General features: G+C 61.1%; 11 protein-coding genes. 2 read left to right on the top strand and 9 right to left on the bottom strand.

What is annotated here, in order from left to right; all coding sequences use genetic code 11:
- Window position 1: 1 nt before the first annotated feature.
- The 4 genes from GRI43_RS03495 to GRI43_RS03480 are packed head-to-tail and all read right to left on the bottom strand — an operon-like array spanning window position 2 to window position 5,338.
- Window positions 2-1,393 carry a cryptochrome/photolyase family protein gene (locus GRI43_RS03495; protein WP_160729689.1) on the bottom strand — a complete coding sequence of 464 codons (1,392 nt, stop codon included), beginning with the start codon at window positions 1,391-1,393 and terminating at the stop codon, window positions 2-4.
- 15 nt (window positions 1,394-1,408) lie between these two features.
- Complete coding sequence (locus GRI43_RS03490; protein ID WP_160729688.1) at window positions 1,409-2,356, bottom strand: metal-dependent hydrolase; 948 nt, start codon at window positions 2,354-2,356, stop codon at window positions 1,409-1,411.
- Window positions 2,357-2,369: 13 nt separating this feature from the next.
- The gene (locus tag GRI43_RS03485; protein WP_160729687.1) at window positions 2,370-3,419 is read right to left on the bottom strand and encodes a 2-oxoacid:ferredoxin oxidoreductase subunit beta; all 1,050 of its coding nucleotides are present in this window, start codon (window positions 3,417-3,419) and stop codon (window positions 2,370-2,372) included.
- Window positions 3,416-5,338 carry a 2-oxoacid:acceptor oxidoreductase subunit alpha gene (locus GRI43_RS03480; RefSeq protein WP_160729686.1) on the bottom strand — a complete coding sequence of 641 codons (1,923 nt, stop codon included), beginning with the start codon at window positions 5,336-5,338 and terminating at the stop codon, window positions 3,416-3,418. The genes GRI43_RS03485 and GRI43_RS03480 overlap by 4 nt, the downstream gene beginning before the upstream one ends.
- 187 nt (window positions 5,339-5,525) lie before the next feature.
- Between GRI43_RS03480 and GRI43_RS03475 the strand changes: the two genes are divergently transcribed.
- Entirely contained in the window at window positions 5,526-6,479 is a 954-nt protein-coding gene (locus GRI43_RS03475; protein ID WP_160729685.1) for an alpha/beta hydrolase, read from the top strand.
- Window positions 6,476-6,979, top strand: a complete 504-nt coding sequence (locus tag GRI43_RS03470; RefSeq protein WP_160729684.1) for an RNA pyrophosphohydrolase — start codon at window positions 6,476-6,478, stop codon at window positions 6,977-6,979. The genes GRI43_RS03475 and GRI43_RS03470 overlap by 4 nt, the downstream gene beginning before the upstream one ends.
- Window positions 6,980-7,052: 73 nt before the next feature.
- Here the strand turns inward: GRI43_RS03470 and GRI43_RS03465 are convergent, their stop codons facing one another.
- From GRI43_RS03465 to GRI43_RS03445, 5 genes are all read right to left on the bottom strand, one after another.
- Window positions 7,053-7,556 carry a tetratricopeptide repeat protein gene (locus GRI43_RS03465; RefSeq protein ID WP_160729683.1) on the bottom strand — a complete coding sequence of 168 codons (504 nt, stop codon included), beginning with the start codon at window positions 7,554-7,556 and terminating at the stop codon, window positions 7,053-7,055.
- 59 nt (window positions 7,557-7,615) lie between these two features.
- Window positions 7,616-8,797: an RsmB/NOP family class I SAM-dependent RNA methyltransferase gene (locus GRI43_RS03460; RefSeq protein ID WP_160729682.1), complete on the bottom strand. Its 1,182-nt coding sequence runs from the start codon at window positions 8,795-8,797 to the stop codon at window positions 7,616-7,618.
- Complete coding sequence (locus tag GRI43_RS03455; protein ID WP_160729681.1) at window positions 8,794-9,051, bottom strand: hypothetical protein; 258 nt, start codon at window positions 9,049-9,051, stop codon at window positions 8,794-8,796. The genes GRI43_RS03460 and GRI43_RS03455 overlap by 4 nt, the downstream gene beginning before the upstream one ends.
- A gap of 9 nt (window positions 9,052-9,060) precedes the next feature.
- Window positions 9,061-10,515, bottom strand: coding sequence for an IMP dehydrogenase (gene guaB, locus GRI43_RS03450; protein WP_160729680.1), 1,455 nt, complete (start codon window positions 10,513-10,515; stop codon window positions 9,061-9,063).
- A gap of 196 nt (window positions 10,516-10,711) precedes the next feature.
- Window positions 10,712-12,181, bottom strand: coding sequence for a M28 family metallopeptidase (locus tag GRI43_RS03445; RefSeq protein WP_160729679.1), 1,470 nt, complete (start codon window positions 12,179-12,181; stop codon window positions 10,712-10,714).
- Window positions 12,182-12,188: the final 7 nt, after the last annotated feature.

The following is a 12,188-nucleotide window of genomic DNA, read 5'->3' as shown; positions in this document are numbered from 1 at the left end:
GCTAATCACCCTTCATTTCGCGGTAGGCGGAAAGCGCCCTTTCGCGGGCTTCCTTGTGGCCGATTATCTTGGAAGGATAATTCTCGGGCTTGCAGCCATGTTCTTCCGGATCGTGGATTTTCGCATCGGGCAAATCTGCCAGTTCAGGCACGTATTCCCGGATATAGCCCGCTGCATCGAATTTGTCCGACTGGCTGAGCGGCGCCATGATCCGCACGAACATATTGCTGTCGACGCCGGTGCCGCTGACCCATTGCCAGTTCACACCGTTGGATCCGTAATCGGCATCGACCAGACAGTCCCAGAACCAGCGTTCGCCGTGGGTCCATTCGATCAGCAGATGCTTCACAAGAAAGCTTGCCGTGATCATCCGCACGCGGTTGTGCATCCAGCCGGTTTGCCACAGCTGCCGCATACCGGCGTCGACGATGGGATAACCGGTTTGCCCCTGCTGCCACGCCTCCAGATCTTCCTGGATCAGATGTCCGCGATTGGGGTTGCGCCATATCCCGCTGTCATAGCCATCGCGGTAACTTTCCTTGGGATAGGCCGGAAACTGGCAGATCACGTTTTGCGCATAATCGCGCCAAATCAGCTCCTTCTCGAAGGTTTTCCAGCCCTGGTTGCGCTTGTCCTTGAACCGGTGCCATATCTGTACCGGGCTGATTTCCCCGAAATGCAGATGCGGCGACAGGCGCGATGATCCGTCCTTCGACGGCAGATTGCGGCCTTCGTCGTAATCGGCGACGTGATCGTCCCACCATTCCAGCCGTTCATGCGCGGCATCTTCGCCCACGGTCCAGAAATCATCCAGACCGCCAGACCAGTCGGGCCTGGTTGGCAGCAGGCCCCAATCGGCCAGATCATCGCTGGCAGGCCATTTATCAGGCGAATGCAGCGTCTCCGGCTCCGGCAAGTCATCGCGCGGCGGCATCTGTTGCAGGATGGCCTTCGAGAACGGAGTGTAGATTTTATAGGGGTCGCCCGATCCGGTCGTCACATGGCCAGCCGGAAACAGGTAGCAGCCATCATGCAATTGCAGGTCGAGCCTGTCCGCCAGTCTGCCCTGCGCCTTGCGCCACCAGGGTTCGTAATGGCGATTGGCGTGGACGGTTTCCGCGCCTGTTTTTTCGGCGATCCTGACGAGTTGTTCCACCGCATCGCCGCGCCGCAAGACAACGCGCGAATTGCGCGCGCCAAAGCTTCTGGAAAGGCTTTCCAGCGAATGATGCAGCCACCAGCGCGATGCGCCGCCATAGGCGTGATCGCCCGCAGCGTCATCGTCCAGCACATAGACCGGGATAACCGGCCCGGCCTGAGCCGCAGCGAACAGTGCCGGTTGATCGGAAAAACGAAGGTCGCGGCGAAGCCACACGATTTGCGGTTTGGTCATGCGACCAGAACCCACCTAGCGCGCAGGAAGTTCCTCACATTTCACATCGGGCAGAGCGGCGGTGAAACGGTCCCGGGCGCGCGGGTCGTAAAAGCGGGCATCGCGCAACACGATCGAGCCATCTTCAATTCGTTCGGCGAAAGGTGCACGGGACCAGAAGAGGAAAGCGTCGATCTCTGAATTGCGCGTGATAGTCTCAGGCTCACAGACCGAGGTCGAGAGGGGTTTCAGCCGCGTTGTCCCCTGAGCGAAAGTGTATATTGCGCTCTGCCACACGCCTTCGGGTTTTCGGACGATCACTTCGCGCTGCCAGAAAGCGATGGGCAGCGGGCTAACGATCACTTCGGCATCCGCGCCGAATGCATAGTGGGAATGCGAACCGCGCCAGGCAATGTTGGAAAATGCGCCGTTCAGCGCGATGTAAATCAGCGCTGCGGCTATCGCGAGGCGCGCCGGACGTTTCCACTCCCCACTCCGCTTCTCCCGCCGCAGCGAGAACCACGTGGCAACGCCCATCAGCGCCCACAGCCATACATCGATGATGAACAGCGTGTCGCCGTAGGACCAACGCGATGAGAACGGCTCCAGCAGGCGGATGCCGTAGACATTGAGCCAGTCGAGCGCCGGATGCGTCAGACATCCGATGAAGCTGAGCAGATACAGCCATTTGAAACTCACCGGCAGGCGGCTTTCGGGCCGTTTTCCGCGCTTCGCCTGCCAGCGGTCGAAACCCCATAGCAGCCCGGCCAATATCAGCGGCAGCAGCACCAGCGCAGGCGGTCCGTGGGTGATGCCGCGCCGGAAACCGAGGTGTTCTGCGCCGTCCAGCCAGAAGAAACACGCCGCATCAACATCGGGCAGGTTCGCGCCGATAATCAGCGCGGGCATCGCCAGCCCGGTTTTGCGTTTCAGCCCGGCCTGCCCCAGCAAGGCCCCGACCAGCGAGTGGGTTAGATTATCCAACGATCACACCCGATCAATCGGTCGGGTGGCCCTCGCTCGGATCGACAGTCCACGTCTGGCCCTTGCCCAGCAATTTGGCGAGGTTCGCTTCCTTGCCAGCAGATGCGCGCGAGCGTTCTTCGATTACGGCTGCTTCAAAGGTCGGCGCAGGATCGTCATAGATCACGCCCAGCGCCATCGGGAACGGGCCGAACGGCATTTCGACCAGCAGATGCGCCATCGGACGATTGGTTGCATCGTGCACCAACACGCCTGCAGCTTCCCAGTCGCCATCCGCGACATCGACCACGGTTAGCGCCATCTTGTCACGGTCGAGCGCGATACCCTTGTCGAAACCGGTCTTCGGATCGCCGAACAGCATCGGTTCGCCGTGGGTCAGCCACAGCTGCCGGTCGCCTGCACCCTTGGGCGCAGCGAAATCTTCGAACACGTCTTTGTTATAGACGATACAGTTCTGGAAAATCTCGATAAATGCCGCGCCCTGGTGGGCGTGCGCTGCCTTCAGAACATCGGGCAGATTTTTCGAAACATCGAACCCGCGGCCGACGAAACGGGCACCGCTGCCGAGAGCGAAGGCGCACGGATTGGCCGGGCGGTCATACGAACCGATCGGAGTCGACGGGCTCTTGGTCCCTTCGCGGCTGGTCGGCGATGCCTGCCCCTTGGTCAGACCGTAAATCTCGTTGTTGAACAGCATGATCTGCATGTTCACGTTGCGGCGCAGGACATGCATCATGTGATTACCGCCGATGGACAGACCATCGCCGTCGCCTGTCACCAGCCAGATATCGAGATCCGGATTGGCCAGCTTCACACCCGTCGCGATCGCTGGTGCGCGGCCGTGGATCGTGTGGAAGCCGTATGTCTCCATATAATACGGGAACCGGCTGGAGCAGCCGATGCCGCTAATAAACACGGTGTTCGACGGGTCCGCGCCAAGCTGAGGCAAAGTGCGCTGCACCGCCTTCAGGATGGCATAGTCACCGCATCCGGGGCACCAGCGGACCTCCTGATCCGTTTCCCAATCCTTCAGCGTGGTCTCGATCTTTACGGGTGCGTTCATGCGTCCAACTCCGGGCTGGGAAGCTGGGCTTCGTTGACCGCAACCTCTCCGCCTTCATTTCCGGGAATATCGTCGAAATATTTGCCGATGGCGTCTTCCAGTTCGGCAATTGCGAAAGGCTGGCCGCTGGTCTTGGTCAGCGGCTGCGCATCGACCAGATACTGATCGCGCAGCACAGTCTTGAACTGGCCGGTGTTCATTTCCGGCACCAGCACGTGATCATAACTCTTCAGCAGTTCGCCCAGATTACCCGGCAATGGCCAGATGTGGCGAACATGGATCTGGCTGACGTCGAGGCCCTTTCGCCGTGCGCGGTTTACGGCCTGATGGATCGGACCATAGGTCGAACCCCAGCCGACCACGGCCAGCTTGCCGCCCGCTTCGCCCAGATCGATTTCCTGGTCGGGCACTTTCACGCCCAGCACCTTGGCAACCCGGGCATCGGTCATCGCCTGATGGTTGTCCGGCGCGTAATCGATGTGGCCGGTATCTACCGCTTTCTCGATCCCGCCGATGCGGTGCATCAGATCGGGCGTGCCCGGCTTGATCCACGGGCGTGCACCCTTCCCGTCGCGCTTGTATGGCAGCAGCTCCTCGCCGTTCTTCTCTGTCAGGAATTTGGCCGGGAACGGCTCGTATCCCGCAGGATCGGGGACTTTCCACGGCTCTGCCGCGTTCGCGATGTAGCCATCGGTCAGCAGCATGACCGGAGTCATGTATTCGACCGCGATACGGCACGCCTCGATAGCGCATTCGAACGCATCGCCGGGACTGCGGCAGGACACGACCGGCATCGGCGCATCGCCGTTGCGGCCATATACGGCCTGATACAGGTCGCTCTGCTCGGTCTTGGTCGGCAGGCCGGTGGACGGGCCGCCGCGTTGGCTGTTGACGATCACCAGGGGCAATTCGGTCATGATCGCAAGGCCCATAGCCTCCGTCTTGAGCGCAATGCCCGGACCGGACGAACTGGTAACACCCAGCTGGCCGGCATAACTTGCACCGATAGAGGCGCAGATAGCGGCGATTTCATCTTCCGCCTGGAAGGTGGTGACACCGAATTCCTTCAGCCGCGCAAGATGATGCAGGATCGCGCTGGCCGGGGTGATCGGATAGCCGCCAAAGAACATCGGCAACTCAGCCAGCTGCGCACCTGCCACCAGACCCAGCGAAATCGCTTCCGCACCGGTGATGGTCCGGTAGAGGCCCGGCTCGCTCTTGACCGGATCGATATGCACCTTGTGCAGAGGGCCCGAAAGCTCGGCGGTTTCGCCGTAAGCATGGCCCGCATTCAGCGCGGCAATATTGGCGTCGGCAATTTCAGGCTTGTTCTTGAACTTCGCCTTCAGCCAATCTTCGATCGGGCCGCGGTCGCGGTCAAACATCCACAGCGCAAGGCCCAGCGTCCACATGTTCTTGGACCGCAGCGCATCCTTGTTGCCCAGACCGAACGGTTTGACCGCCTCGATCGTGAGCGCAGAAATGTCGAATGCCAGAACGTCCCATTTGGCAAGACTGCCGTCGTCCAGCGGCGAGACATCGTATTTGGCCTTGTCGAGATTACGCTTGGTAAATTCGCCCGTGTCGATGATCACCAGCCCGCCTGGCTTGAGCGCGGCGATATTCACCTTCAGCGCCGCCGGGTTCATGGCAACCAGAACATCGGGGGCATCGCCGGCCGTGTTGATTTCGCGGCTGCCGAAATTGATCTGGAACGCCGACACACCAAACAGCGTGCCCTGCGGCGCACGAATTTCCGCCGGGAAATCGGGGAAGGTCGCCAGATCGTTGCCGGCCAGCGCGGTCGAAAGCGTGAATTGCCCGCCGGTCAGCTGCATCCCGTCACCGGAATCTCCGGCGAAACGTACGACGACCGCATCGGGTGCTGTGGTGGGGTTTTCCGCGGCTTGAGTAGCCATCAATATTCCTTTTCGTGCGCGTTATCTGCGCGCCTTATTTCGTCAGGCCCGTATAGGCTGTGGGGCACCTATGCTCCGGAACCTGCTCCCGCAATGAAGTTTTTCTCCTAGATTGGCAAAAAGTCGAGTGGAAAAACTCTGCATCAGCGTTAGACCCTGCAACCAGATACAAATCGGGAGAAAGATAATGAGCGGCACCGAACCATTCGTGCGCGATGATGTCAAAGCGCTTCTGGCGATGCTGGAACAAATGGGCGGGCCGCCGATGGAACAGGTTCCGCTGGACGAAGGCCGCGCGGGATACATCGCGATGGGCGCGCTGGTCGAAGCCGATCCGCGTGATCTTGCCGTTATCAAGGATCTTACCTGCCCCGGTCCGGCAGGCGACATTCCGCTGCGGCTGTATGATGCGCGCGAAAACAGGGAGCCCGGACCGGTTATCATGTTCTATCACGGCGGCGGGTTCGTGATCGGCAATCTTGAATCGCATCACGCCCTGTGCACCGAAATCGCAGCGGAGATGGATTTGCCCGTAGTCGCGGTGGATTACCGACTGGCACCGGAGGCACCCTTCCCCGCCGCGCCGGACGATTGCGAAGCAGCAACGCGCTGGGTGGCCAGCGGGCCTGACGAACTGGGCCGCAAACCAACCGGCCTGATCCCGATGGGCGACAGTGCCGGCGGGAACCTGACAATTGTGACCGCCAATGCGCTGGCGGCCAATCCGGCAGATGTTCCAATGGTGATGCAGGTGCCGATCTATCCGGTGGCAAGCGAAGTCACCAGTGATCAGAGCCACGCCGATTTCGCTGAAGGGTTCCTGCTGACCGCATCGACAATGGCGTGGTTCCACGAGCAATATCGCGGCGCGGAGGACGATGTCCGCAATTTCCCGATGCTGGAGGAAAGCCCGGCCCGCGTGCCAACCGTGCTGTGCACTGCGGGCCTTGATCCGCTGCGCGATTCAGGGCGCAAATATGCAGCCAAGCTTATTGGCTTGGGCACAGATGTTACCTATCTGGAATTTCACGGAAACATTCACGGTTTCACCAATCTTCGCAAGGCAATACCCAGCGCGCAGAAAGACACTCACGATCTGATCGCAGCTATGAAAAACATGATGGAGCGCCATTATCCATGAATGACCTGACTTCCCTGCCGACAGCTTATCGCCCCTGCGTTGGGGTGATGCTGGTCAATGCCAGCGGCATGGTGTTCGTGGCAGAACGGCTCGACAGCCGGCACGGAACGGATCACACCTCCGGGTTCTGGCAAATGCCTCAGGGCGGGGTCGATCCGGGGGAAGACCTGGAGCAGGCGGCATTGCGCGAGCTGGCAGAGGAAACCGGCGTTTCCGGCAGCATGGTAACCTTGCTTAAGAAAACACGTGAACCGATCCGCTATGATTTGCCGGATGATCTTATCGGCAAGCTGTGGAAGGGCCAGTTTCGCGGGCAGGAACAGGTGTGGTTCCTCGCGCGGTTCTCCGGCAGCGACGCCGATATCGATCTGGAGGCGCACGATCCGCCCGAATTTGCGCAATGGAAATGGCTGGAACCGGATTTGCTTCCGGACGTCATCGTACCGTTCAAACGGTATGTATACCGCACCGTGCTGGACGAATTTCGCGACCTGATCTGACAGGTCAGGCGCACAGCAGGCAGCCAGCGAGGCAAGCACGGGCCGATCAGCGGCCTGCGCTCCTGAGCCTCATTTAGTTTTGCGTAACCTGCGCGTCGGGCATGACCGCCTCTGCCCGTAAGACCTGAGGCTGCGGCCCGCGCGAGATCGCCGTGGCAAGCTCATCCGCTTCCTCGCAGCTATTACCGCACAGCGATTTCAGCTTAGACAGGTTGAGCCGGGCTTTTTCGATTGCGCCCTTTTCGACCAGAGCCTCGCCCTCGCCCGAAATGGCAGCGAGGTTTTCAGGATCGCGTTTCAGCGCATCGCGGTAATACCGGATCGCCTTGCCCTGCAGCCCTTCGCGGCGGGCGGCCTCTGCCAGATCGAGGTAAATCGGCGTGTGTGCCGGATCGACAGTAAGGGCAGCCTCGAACGCGTCGATCGCCTTTTGTGGCTGACCGGCTGCCAGCGCAGACTTCCCTTCCGAAATCAACATTGCCGCGCGCGGATTGGGTGCACGGTCGTCTGCCTGCCCGATGCTGGCGGTAAGGCCGAGAGCGAGCGAAAGTGAAAGTGCGGCTGGTCCAAAGCGCATCAGTAACTCCTTAAAGGCAGGCGATTCGCGTGTTTCGGTGTCTGCCATGGCTCATCAAGTTAACATGGAGAAGTCAGGCTAGCGATGAAAAATCCGTCCGTACCGTCGTGATACGGAGTGAGCCGGGTTCCCTCACCGTGGGCACGCCCAATCGGCAATTCCAGCTTGTCTGCGCTCCATCCGGGATTTGCAGCGAGGAATGCCGCGATGCGGTCCTTGCCTTCTTCATCAAGCAGCGAACAGGTCACGTAGACAATCCGCCCGCCTGGCTTCACCAGCTGCGCGGCGATCGAAAGCAGCCGCGACTGGATCTCTGCAAACCGTAGCAATTCGGCCTTGCCCAGCCGCCAGCGCGCCTCCGGATTGCGGCGCCAGGTGCCAGTGCCGGAACACGGTGCATCGACAAGCACGGTATCCGCCTTGCCCTGAAATTCGCTGAGTGCTTCCAGTTCCTTGCCCGGATTGAGCAGGACCGACTGGATCATCCCTGCCCCGGCTTTTTCAGCGCGAGGGGCAAGGCGCGAGAGGCGGCCACGGTCTGTATCGCTGGCGATCAGCGTGCCTGTGTTTTCCATCGACGCAGCAAGCGACAGTGTCTTGCCCCCTGCCCCGGCACACAGATCGATCACGGTCTGGCCCGGCTGAGCGCGCACAGCGGTGCAGGCCCATTGGCTGCCGTGATCCTGAACTTCCACCTTTCCGTCGCGGTAGGCATCCCATTGTTCCACCTGCGTGCCGGATTCGTAACGCAGGGCGTTCGGGGCAAGCAGCGGCTCACCGCCCTCTGGCAATTCGATCGTATCGCGGGCGGCTTTCAGCGTGTTTATCCGGATGTCGAGTGGAGCCCGCCCAAGCAGCGCCTCCGCTTCGGGCCCGGCGATGTCGGATTTGGCGAGGTGCCGCACGACCCATGGGGGCGCGGCGCCGCCAGTGGCAGCTGCCTCACCCTCGCCGATTGCAGGCGGGCCGTAATTCGACCCGTCGAACAATTCGGCTATTTCCGGCTGGAGTTCAGCAAGGCGCAGCATGGCCGTGCGCCCGCTAAGCGGAACCGGGCCGCATGCCCTGATCGCGCCATAAACCAGTTCGCGGATCGCCCGGCGGTCCTTCGAACCGGCGTAACGATTGCCGCGGGCCCATTCCGCAATGATCCGGTCAGCCGGAGCGCCGCGGTTCTGGGCTGCATCGATGATACTGTCGAGAATACCAATCGCTGACTGGACGCGTGCAGCGGGCGTCATTCTCCGCGCTCTGGCTGGCTGCGGAACAATTCCTCAAACTCGTCAGCGCGGGGCGCCGGCAGGCATCTGAATTCGTATCGGGCACCGCTTTGACTGGCTGCGCGTTCGTTCATCTGGTGCACCATTTTTCCTGCCGCGCTTTCGCATTCGGCGGCTGTTTCAAAAAGAATTTCAGGACGCTGGAGATCGATTTCCCCGGGCCTGTCCGGGTGCCAGCCCAGGATCAGGACCATAAGGGGAATAAGTTCGATCATGCAGCTGCCTTACCGTGTCGGGTAATTCGGTGCTTCGCGGGTGATTGCAACGTCATGGACGTGGCTTTCACTCAGCCCGGCACCCGTGATGCGGACGAATTTGGCCCGTTCGCGCAGGTCAGGGATCGTCGCCGAACCGGTGTAGCCCATGGCAGCCTTGATCCCGCCGACAAGCTGGTGAACCACGTCTCTTGCCGGTCCCTTGTAAGGCACCTGACCTTCGATCCCTTCCGGAACCAGTTTGAGCGCGGACACGTCGGCCTGGAAATACCGGTCGGCACTGCCGCGCGCCATTGCGCCGACACTGCCCATTCCGCGATAGCTCTTGTAGCTGCGGCCCTGATACAGGAACGTTTCACCAGGTGCCTCTGCCGTGCCTGCCAGCATGGAACCGATCATCACGGTGGATGCACCCGCGGCAACCGCCTTGGCCGCATCACCAGAGGTCCGCAGACCGCCATCGGCGATAATCGGGACGCCCGACTTCGCAGCTTCTTCCGCGCTTTCCATGATCGCGGTCAGCTGCGGCACGCCGACACCGGCGACGACGCGGGTTGTGCAGATCGAACCGGGACCGATCCCGACCTTCACCGCATCCGCGCCCGCATCAATCAGCGAACGGGTCGCTTCTGCCGTGGCAACATTACCGGCGATGATCTGGACCGAACTGGAGATTTTCTTCGCCCGTTCGACCGCCCGCGCAACGTCCTTGTTGTGGCCGTGCGCAGTGTCGATGATCACGACATCGCATTCCGCTTCGATCAGCGCCTTGGTCCGTTCGAAACCCTTGTCGCCAACCGTGGTGGCGGCGGCAACGCGCAAGCGGCCAGCTGCATCCTTGGTTGCATCGGGATAGTTGACCGCTTTTTCGATATCCTTGACCGTGATCAGGCCAATGCAGTGATACGCCTCGTCAACGACGATCAGTTTCTCGATCCGGCGCTGGTGCAGCAGGCGCCGTGCCGCTTCTTCGCCGGTGCCGAGCGGGACGGTCGCCAGATTTTCGGTCGTCATCAGTTCGCGAACCGGCTGCTGCGGATTTTCCGCAAACCGCACATCGCGATTGGTCAGGATGCCCACCAGCTTGCCGTCGCGGTCTGCAACCGGGATGCCGCTGATGTTGTGCTGCGTCATGATCGCCTGCGCATCGCCCAGCGTCGCCTCAGGCGTGATCGTGATCGGGTTGACCACCATGCCGCTTTCATAGCGTTTTACCGCCCGCACTGCCGCAGCCTGTTCGTCAATTTCAAGATTGCGGTGCAGCACGCCAATGCCGCCCAGCTGCGCCATGACGATCGCCATGTCCGCCTCTGTCACCGTGTCCATCGCCGCCGACAGGATCGGAATGTTCAAACCGATTTCGCGGGTCAGCATTGTGCTGGTGTCTGCCATGCTGGGCAGAATGTCGCTTTCGGCCGGACGCAATAAAACGTCGTCGAATGTCAGGCCGAGGGGGATATCCATAATCGCCACTTTCAAATCTGTTGCGCGAACCATTCGCGCTGTGTCCCGGGAATCGCCGGGAGCGTTTTAGTGGCGGTCCATGTAACGATGGATTGTGACACTCGCTAGAGGGGGCGAGCGAATTATCCGCCTTCGTGCCTATTCGGGGGCAGCTGTTTCATCAAAGCTGCACTCCGGACCCGGCGCCCGCCTCTACTCAGGGGTGAGACACCTTCGACGCGAAATGACGCACCAGAGCCATATGCAGCAGGACATCCTCCGCTGCTCCGCCAAGCTCCAGCGCGCCGATTTCATCATTGGCGCGGTGATACCGTTCTGCCGTATAGCGTTGCATCAGGTCGGGCCGCGCAAACGCGCTGGATATCATCAACGTGGGCACATCGCTTTGCAACAGCGCCCAGCCATCCTGCCGCCGGACAAAGCGCGCGGCATAGTCGCGCTGCTCGACCTTGCGTCCGGCACTGTTGATGACACCTTCCACTTCCCTGTCGAGCGTGGTCAGATTTTGCCCGACAATCGCCACCGGCCCTCCGGCAGGAGCGAGGGCAATGGTGTCGATATTGAATGCAGCAACAATCGATTCGAGCGGCAGCGGCGGATCGCGGGTGAAAGCGCGCGCGCCAAGCAGGCCCCATTCCTCTGCCGTCGTGGCGACAAAATACACATCACGGTCCATCCGCGCGCCTTTTGCCAGCCGTCTGGCCAGCTCGGTCAGAACCGCGAGACCGCTGGCATTGTCGACCGCGCCGTTGCACACACGGTCAGTGCTGCTTTCATCGCCGCAGGTCCCGAAATGATCCCAGTGGGCCAGCAGCATTACTGCCCCAGCCGTGGGGTCCGAACCCGGCAATTTGGCAATCAGATTATGCGTCCGGACCGTGCCGGGTGTGGAGCGCGCCTCCAATGTAGCCTTGAGGTCGAGCGGCATCGGGCGGAAATCCGCCCTTCTCGCCTGCTCCAGCAGCGCCGCGACCCGTTCACCGCCAAACAGCGCCTCTGCCGCGTCCATCGCCATGATGCCATCGACTACCGCGCCGTCGCTTTCGCCGGTCAGCCGGAACCCGCCATTGGCCCGCGCCAAAGCTTCGTTTTCGAACTGAGCGTTGTCAGTGAAGATGGTGAGCACCGCAGCGGCCCCGTTTGCCACCAACGCTTCACGCTGGCCGGCACGGGCATCGTTTTCGGCAAACAGCACGGCAACGCGACCGGTCAACTCGGGTTGTTCCAGCGATCCGCCAAGCGGGCCGACGAACAGCACGGGCGCATCTTCGATCAAGGCGCGGCGAGCGGCGGTAAATAGTTTCAGGCGGCTTTCGGGATAGGCGAGATATCTGCCCCTGCGCGAAAATCTGGCAGAACTGCTTTCAGGCGCTCGCAAATCCAGGTCGACCGGGGCGAACCACGGATGTGCCGGATCATTGGTTGCAGAAACGAGACCGGCCGCCTGCCACGCTTCGGCCAAATAGCGCAGCGTCTTGCGCTCCCCTTCCGTGCCGGGCTTGCGCCCTTCGAATTCATCGCTGGCGAGGATGGAGATATGATCGCGCAGATCGGCTTCGATAGTTTCCGCCGCCAGTGGATCCGGCCCGGCAGTGCGCGTGGCAACACAGCCCGACAATGCGGACAGCGCAGCCATGCCGGCAACCAGACGGAATATCGCCCCCATTTATGCT

Source organism: Pontixanthobacter luteolus, from assembly GCF_009828095.1.
GTDB classification, from domain to species: Bacteria; Pseudomonadota; Alphaproteobacteria; order Sphingomonadales; family Sphingomonadaceae; genus Pontixanthobacter; species Pontixanthobacter luteolus.
This window is presented reverse-complemented; position numbering and strand designations above follow the sequence as displayed.

Excerpts from the sequence above, each read along its gene's own strand:
- GRI43_RS03465 (WP_160729683.1), bottom strand. The coding sequence starts at position 7,556 with ATGCGCTTTGGACCAGCCGCACTTTCACTTTCGCTCGCTCTCGGCCTT.
- GRI43_RS03480 (WP_160729686.1), bottom strand. The coding sequence starts at position 5,338 with ATGGCTACTCAAGCCGCGGAAAACCCCACCACAGCACCCGATGCGGTC.
- GRI43_RS03460 (WP_160729682.1), bottom strand. The coding sequence starts at position 8,797 with ATGACGCCCGCTGCACGCGTCCAGTCAGCGATTGGTATTCTCGACAGT.
- GRI43_RS03455 (WP_160729681.1), bottom strand. The coding sequence starts at position 9,051 with ATGATCGAACTTATTCCCCTTATGGTCCTGATCCTGGGCTGGCACCCG.
- GRI43_RS03475 (WP_160729685.1), top strand. The coding sequence starts at position 5,526 with ATGAGCGGCACCGAACCATTCGTGCGCGATGATGTCAAAGCGCTTCTG.
- GRI43_RS03445 (WP_160729679.1), bottom strand. The coding sequence starts at position 12,181 with ATGGGGGCGATATTCCGTCTGGTTGCCGGCATGGCTGCGCTGTCCGCA.
- guaB (WP_160729680.1), bottom strand. The coding sequence starts at position 10,515 with ATGGATATCCCCCTCGGCCTGACATTCGACGACGTTTTATTGCGTCCG.
- GRI43_RS03485 (WP_160729687.1), bottom strand. The coding sequence starts at position 3,419 with ATGAACGCACCCGTAAAGATCGAGACCACGCTGAAGGATTGGGAAACG.
- GRI43_RS03470 (WP_160729684.1), top strand. The coding sequence starts at position 6,476 with ATGAATGACCTGACTTCCCTGCCGACAGCTTATCGCCCCTGCGTTGGG.
- GRI43_RS03495 (WP_160729689.1), bottom strand. The coding sequence starts at position 1,393 with ATGACCAAACCGCAAATCGTGTGGCTTCGCCGCGACCTTCGTTTTTCC.